The following is a 6,195-nucleotide window of genomic DNA, read 5'->3' as shown; positions in this document are numbered from 1 at the left end:
GCCGGGCCGACCCGACCTCGGGTAGCGGACCCCAAGTAGCCTGACGGCATGAATGCCCCGACGATGCTGCAACTGACCAGGCACGCGGACGGTCACGTGGTCGAGATGAGGCTCAACCGGCCGGAGGCGATGAACGCGATCAACACCGCCTTCAGCGCCGAGATCACCGCAGCGACCGCCGAGCTTGCTGCCGACCCGAGCGTGCGGGCAGTCGTCATCACCAGCGTGCACGAGCGGGCCTTCTGCGTGGGTGCCGACCTCAAGGAGCGCAACACCTTCACCGACGCGCAGATGATGGAGCACCGGCTGGTGTCCAAGCAGGCCTACCGCGGCGTGCTCGACCTACCGGTGCCGGCGATCGCGGCCGTGGAGGGCTTTGCCCTCGGCGGAGGTATGGAGATCGCCCTGTCCTGCGACCTGATCGTGGCCGGGGAGCAAGCGACCGTGGGGCTGCCGGAGGTCAGCGTCGGCGTGATCCCGGGGGGTGGCGGCACGCAGTTGGTGACGAGGCGGGTCGGCTGGTCACGCGCGGCCTCGATGATCTTCACCGCCCGGCGGATGTCGGCGGCGGAGGGCAAGGACCTGGGGGTGCTCGATGAAGTGGTGCCCGCGGGGACCGCCCGCGACCGGGCGCTGGAGCTCGCCACGGCGATCGCTGCCAACTCGCCCGTCGGCGTGCGCAACGCCAAGAAGGCGATGCGGCTGGGCATGGGCGTCGATCTCGCCGCCGGCCTGGAGATCGAGGACGGTTGCTGGCGGGCGACCGCGTTCAGCGGCGACCGCGCTGAGGGCGTGGCCGCCTTTGCCGAGAAACGCACCCCGAACTGGCCGGGGCACTGAGCCCAGGATGGGCCCGCCACGAGATGCCGACCGATACTGTGCCCACCGCGACGAGTAAGGAGTTAGTGATCCGAGTCCTTTTGGCCGAAGATGACGCCACCATCTCCGAGCCGCTCGCGCGCGCCTTGCGCCGCGAAGGCTATGACGTCGTCGTCGCCGCCGACGGCCGCTCCGCCCTCAGCGAAGGGGTGAGCCAGCCAGGCCCGGACCTGGTCATCCTCGACCTGGGGCTACCGCTGATGGACGGCCTCGACGTGTGTCGAGGGCTGCGCGACGCCGGCGTCTTTGTGCCGGTCCTCATGCTCACCGCGCGCACCGACGAGATCGACACAGTCGTCGGGCTGGATGCTGGCGCGGACGACTATGTGACCAAGCCCTTCCGCCTCGGTGAGCTGATGGCCCGGGTGCGGGCGCTGCTGCGCCGCGGACCGGAGACCCCCAGCCGGACGCCCGGATCGTTGCGGATGGACGTCGGCGCCCGCCGAGTCTTCTTGCACGACAAGGAGCTGCGCCTGACCACCAAGGAGTTCGAGCTGCTCCGGGTGCTGATGCGCGAGGAGGGCAGGGTCGTCTCCCGGGAGACTCTCATGCGTGAGGTGTGGGACAGCTGGTACGGCTCCACTAAGACGCTCGACATGCACGTGTCCGTGCTGCGGCGCAAGATCGGCGACGACGCGCAGAGTCCCCGCTACATCGCGACCGTCCGTGGGGTCGGCTTCCGCTTCCAGAACGACCTCCAGGACTGACGCCCGTGCGCGCCGTGTTCCGCGAGGTCGCGGTGCGGGTCCTGCTCAGCACTCTGGCCATCGCCGTGGCAGTGACTGCGGCGGTCAGTTGGGTGGTACGCCAGATCCGCTCGGCGAACTGGCCCGGGGAGGACGTCACGGTGCAGTTCTGGGTCAGCGTGGTCGCCGTGGTCCTCGTCGTGCTGGTCGTCGGCGCGATCAGCGTCCCGGTCGTCAGGTCGCTGGCCGACCGAGCCGCCGAGTCCGTGGCTGACCCGCTGCGGCGCCTGGCCCACCGCACCGACGAGATGGCCTCCGGCGGTTTCGCCCTCGACCCGCATGCGCGGCCGGGCCGCGTCGTTGAGCCAGAGCCGTGGCAGGCGGGAGTCCCGGAGATCGACGCGGTCGCCCGCGAGATTGATCGTCACCACCACACCTTCGCGCGCACCCTCGTCTCGGAGCGCTCCTTCGCCGCCGACGCCTCGCACCAGCTCCGCACCCCGCTGGCGGCCCTGCTCCTACGGCTGGAGGAGATCGCTCAGTCGCAGGACGTGGTGCTGGCGCGGGCCGAGGCCGACATCGCGATCGCCCAGGTCGAGCGCCTCACTGGTGTGGTCGACGAGTTGCTCCGTCGGACGCGGCCGGGCCATGCCAGCGGCGGTGCCCTGACCTCGGTCGATGCGGTGCTCGCCGGGCTGGACGAGGAGTGGACCCCGGCCTTCGCCGAGCAGGGACGGGCGATCCAGCTCAGCGCTGAGCGCGGCATGATCGTGGAAGCGAGCAGCTCAGGTCTGTCCCAGATCCTCAACACTCTGGTCGAGAACTCCCTGGTGCACGGCGGCGGCCGGGTCGGTCTGCACGTGGCGCGGTCGGGGCCGTCTGCGGTCTTCACGGTGACCGATCAGGGCAGCGGGATCCCGCAGGAGATGTCACGGTTGATCTTTGATCGCAGCGTGAGCACCGGGGCGGGCACCGGCCTTGGCCTGTCCGTGGCCAGGGAGACCGCGGAGGCCAGCGGTGGCCGACTCGAGCTGACGCAGACCCGCCCGCCGATCTTCGCGCTCTATCTCTCACTCGCCTCGACGCCGTAGCCCGTGAGGCATCCTCGGGACGCGGTGCTCACTCGTGCTGGGCGCTCCCGCCCTCGGAGTCGACCTGTGGCCGGAAGACGAAGGTGCGGTAGGCCCAGAACCTGAAGAGCGTGCCGAGCACCAGGCCGATCCCGTTGCCGGAGACATTGTCGGCGAGCTGGCTCTCTAGCCCCAGGACGTAGCGAGACAGGCCCAGACAGGCGAGGGCGATCGCCAGACCTACCGCATTGAAGAAGACGAAGAGGACGAACTCGTGCCCCAGCGTTCGACTGATCCGGTGCCGGAAGGTCCACAGCCGATTGCCGAGCCAGGAGAAGACCGTGGCGATGCTCGTGGCGATGACCTTGGCGACCAACGGATGTCCGGGCAGCGACCCCTCAACTAGCCCCGGGAAGCCGAAGACGAGGACGTTGTAGATCAGCGTGTCCAGGACGAAAGCGAGGGCCCCGACCGCCCCGAACTTGGCGACCTCCTGGGCCAGCGCGGTATAGCCGGTGCGCAGTCGGTCGACGAGCGATCGGCGCACAGGAGTCACCGGGGGAGTCTACGTGCCACCGCTGGGCGATCTGGCCCGCTCTGGGTAGGGTCGTCGGGTGATCGACGCGCATCCTCCCCAGCCCGACCAGCCCCTGGACCCCGCGCGTGCGGAAGGCGGCTTCCCGGTCGTCGGCATCATCGGCGGTGGGCAGCTGGCCCGGATGTGCCAGCCACCGGCGGTCGCGCTCTCCCTGACCCTCTCGGTCCTGGCGCAGAGCCGTGGGGACAGCGCCGCCCTCGTCGTGCCACACAGCCCGGTGGGCGAGCACACCGATCTGGAGGGCGTCGTGCGCTGGGCGCGCGGCTGCGACGTCGTCACCTTCGACCATGAGCACGTCCCCCAGGAGATCCTGGCTGCCGTGGTCGCCGCGGGGATCCCGGTCCATCCTGCCCCCGAGGCGCTGCTGCACGCGCAGGACAAACTGGTCATGCGCCGCCGCCTCACGCAGATGGGCATCCCGTGCCCACGGTGGGCGCAGGCTCGGACGGCAGCAGAGGTCGAGGCGTTCGCGGAGCAGGTCGGTTGGCCGATCGTGGTCAAGGCCCCGCGGGGTGGCTACGACGGCAAGGGCGTCCAGGTATGCCGTGATCTGGCACAGGTGCAGCCGTGGCTCGCCGGCGTCGGCCAGGACGGGCTGGCCGAGGGTCTGCTGCTGGAGGAACTCGTGCCCTTCACCCGGGAGCTCGCGGCGCTCGTGGCGCGCAGCCCGTCGGGTCAGGCGGTCGCCTGGCCGGTCGTGGAGACGGTGCAGACCGACGGGGTCTGCACCGAGGTCCTCGCGCCGGCGCCCGACCTGGACCCTGCGCTGGCGCTAGCCGCCTGCGAGGGAGCGCTGCGGATCGTCGGTGAGCTCGGCGTGACCGGGGTGCTCGCGGTCGAGATGTTCGAGGTGCGCGACCCGCTCACCCAAAAGACGTCATACCTGGTCAATGAGCTCGCCATGCGCCCGCACAACAGCGGCCACTGGACCATCGACGGGAGCGTGACCAGCCAGTTCGAGCAGCATCTGCGCGCCGTCCTGGACCTGCCGCTCGGCGATCCCTCACCGCGGCAGCCGTGGACGGTAATGGCCAACGTCCTGGGCGGTGACTACCCCGACCTCTACCCGACCTACCGCCACCTGCTGGCGCGCGACCCCGGGCTGAAGGTGCACCTCTACGGCAAGGGCGTGCGTCCGGGCCGCAAGCTCGGGCACGTGACGGTCTACGGCGGCGACGGCACCGCACAGTCCCTGACCGCGCTGCGCGAACGCGGTCAGCACGCCGCCGACTATCTGCGAGGAGTCATCGATGAGTGAGCAGCGCCACCCCCTGGTCGGCCTCGTCATGGGCAGCGACAGCGACTGGCCGGTGATGGCGGCCGCCGCTGCGGCGCTGGACGAGTTCGGGGTGCCTTACGAGGCGGATGTCGTCTCCGCGCACCGGATGCCGGCCGAGATGATCGACTACGGCCGGTCCGCCCAAGCGCGCGGGCTGCGGGTGATCATCGCCGGCGCTGGTGGTGCCGCGCACCTGCCCGGGATGCTCGCCTCCGTCACCGTGCTGCCGGTCATCGGGGTGCCGGTCCCCCTCAAGCACCTGGACGGCATGGACTCGCTGCTCTCGATCGTCCAGATGCCCGCCGGGATCCCGGTCGCCACGGTCTCTATCGCCGGTGCCCGCAACGCCGGGCTGCTCGCGGTGCGGGTCCTGGCCGCCGGCGAAGGGGAACAGGCGGCCGCGTGGCGCGCGCAGCTGGCCACCTTCGCCGACGCCCTGCGTGACCAGGCGCACGCCAAGGGTGCGGCGCTGCGCGAACAGCTCTGAGCGGACGCGCTGAGGGCAAGTAGTCTGACGTCATGAGCGACGTCGACCTGTTCAAGATCAATGAAGATCACGAGGCCCTGCGGGAGGCGGTGAGGGCCGTCTGCGAGGAGCAGATCGCCCCATACGCCGCCGAGGTCGACGAGGAGAGCAGGTTTCCGCAGGAGGCGCTCACGGCGCTGACCGCCACCGACTTTCACGCCTCTCACATCCCCGAGCAGTACGACGGCGTCGGTGCCGACGCGCTGGCCACCTGCCTCATCATCGAGGAGGTGGCCCGCGTCTGCGCGAGCTCCTCGCTCATCCCGGCCGTCAACAAGCTGGGCACGATGCCGCTCCTGCTGGCCGCCAGCGAGGAGATCAAGAGCACCTATCTGCCGCCGGTCGCTCGCGGGGAGGCAATGTTCTCCTACGGGCTGTCCGAGGCGGGAGCGGGGTCGGACACCGCGGGGATGAAGTGCAAGGCGATCGAGCAGTCCGACGGCAGCTTCCTGCTCAACGGTCAGAAGTCGTGGATCACCAACGCCGGGGTGTCCGAGTACTACACGGTGATGGCCGTCACCGACCCCGACGGTCCACGCGGACGCAACGTCAGCGCCTTCGTGGTCGAGAAGTCTGATGAGGGCTTCAGCTTCGGCGCCAAGGAGAAGAAGCTGGGGATCAAGGGCAGTCCCACCCGTGAGCTGCACTTCGACAACTGCATCATCCCCGGCGACCGACTCGTCGGAGGGCTCGGTGACGGACTCAAGATCGCGCTGCAGACCCTTGACCACACGCGCGTCACGATCGGTGCCCAGGCCGTCGGGATCGCCCAGGGAGCGTTGGATTTTGCCCTTGGCTATGTCAAGGAACGCCAGCAGTTCGGCAAGGCGATCGCGGAGTTCCAGGGGATCCAGTTCATGCTCGCGGACATGGCGATGAAGCTCGAGGCGGCACGTCAGATGGTGTATGTCGCTGCCGCCAAGTCCGAGCGCGGCGATGCGGATCTGGCGTTCTTCGGCGCGGCCGCCAAGTGCTTTGCCTCGGACGTGGCGATGGAGGTCACCACGGATGCCGTGCAACTGCTCGGCGGCTACGGCTACACCAAGGACTTCCCGGTGGAGCGGATGATGCGCGACGCCAAGATCACCCAGATCTACGAAGGCACCAACCAGGTGCAGCGCATCGTGATGGCGCGGGCGCTGCTGCGAGGCTAGGCC

At 69.7% G+C, this 6,195-nt stretch carries 7 protein-coding genes; 6 read left to right on the top strand and 1 reads right to left on the bottom strand.

Features of this window, described 5'->3' with window-relative positions; all coding sequences use genetic code 11:
* The first annotated feature begins 48 nt into the window (after positions 1-48).
* From Q4P07_RS05520 to Q4P07_RS05510, 3 genes are all read left to right on the top strand, one after another.
* The gene (locus Q4P07_RS05520) at positions 49-840 is read left to right on the top strand and encodes an enoyl-CoA hydratase/isomerase family protein (protein WP_303373896.1); all 792 of its coding nucleotides are present in this window, start codon (positions 49-51) and stop codon (positions 838-840) included.
* Between the two features lie 65 nt (positions 841-905).
* Positions 906-1,586 (top strand): response regulator transcription factor, encoded by a 681-nt coding sequence (locus Q4P07_RS05515; RefSeq protein WP_303373901.1) that lies wholly within the window; start codon positions 906-908, stop codon positions 1,584-1,586.
* A 5-nt stretch (positions 1,587-1,591) separates the two neighbouring features.
* Complete coding sequence (locus Q4P07_RS05510; RefSeq protein ID WP_303373895.1) at positions 1,592-2,656, top strand: HAMP domain-containing sensor histidine kinase; 1,065 nt, start codon at positions 1,592-1,594, stop codon at positions 2,654-2,656.
* Positions 2,657-2,684: 28 nt separating this feature from the next.
* Here Q4P07_RS05510 and Q4P07_RS05505 read toward each other — a convergent pair whose 3' ends face one another.
* On the bottom strand, positions 2,685-3,191 hold the full coding sequence (locus Q4P07_RS05505) for a GtrA family protein (RefSeq protein ID WP_303373894.1): 507 nt from the start codon (positions 3,189-3,191) through the stop codon (positions 2,685-2,687).
* A gap of 58 nt (positions 3,192-3,249) precedes the next feature.
* Between Q4P07_RS05505 and Q4P07_RS05500 the strand changes: the two genes are divergently transcribed.
* The 3 genes from Q4P07_RS05500 to Q4P07_RS05490 are packed head-to-tail and all read left to right on the top strand — an operon-like array spanning position 3,250 to position 6,192.
* Positions 3,250-4,491, top strand: a complete 1,242-nt coding sequence (locus Q4P07_RS05500; protein ID WP_303373893.1) for a 5-(carboxyamino)imidazole ribonucleotide synthase — start codon at positions 3,250-3,252, stop codon at positions 4,489-4,491.
* The gene (gene purE / locus Q4P07_RS05495) at positions 4,484-4,999 is read left to right on the top strand and encodes a 5-(carboxyamino)imidazole ribonucleotide mutase (RefSeq protein ID WP_303373892.1); all 516 of its coding nucleotides are present in this window, start codon (positions 4,484-4,486) and stop codon (positions 4,997-4,999) included. The genes Q4P07_RS05500 and purE overlap by 8 nt, the downstream gene beginning before the upstream one ends.
* 32 nt (positions 5,000-5,031) lie before the next feature.
* Positions 5,032-6,192, top strand: coding sequence for an acyl-CoA dehydrogenase family protein (locus Q4P07_RS05490; protein ID WP_303373891.1), 1,161 nt, complete (start codon positions 5,032-5,034; stop codon positions 6,190-6,192).
* The last annotated feature ends 3 nt before the right edge of the window (positions 6,193-6,195 follow it).

The organism is Ornithinimicrobium sp. (assembly GCF_030537745.1).
Lineage (GTDB): Bacteria > Actinomycetota > Actinomycetes > Actinomycetales > Dermatophilaceae > Ornithinicoccus.
Note: the sequence above shows the minus strand (reverse complement) of the source record. Positions and strands in the feature narration are given on the sequence as shown.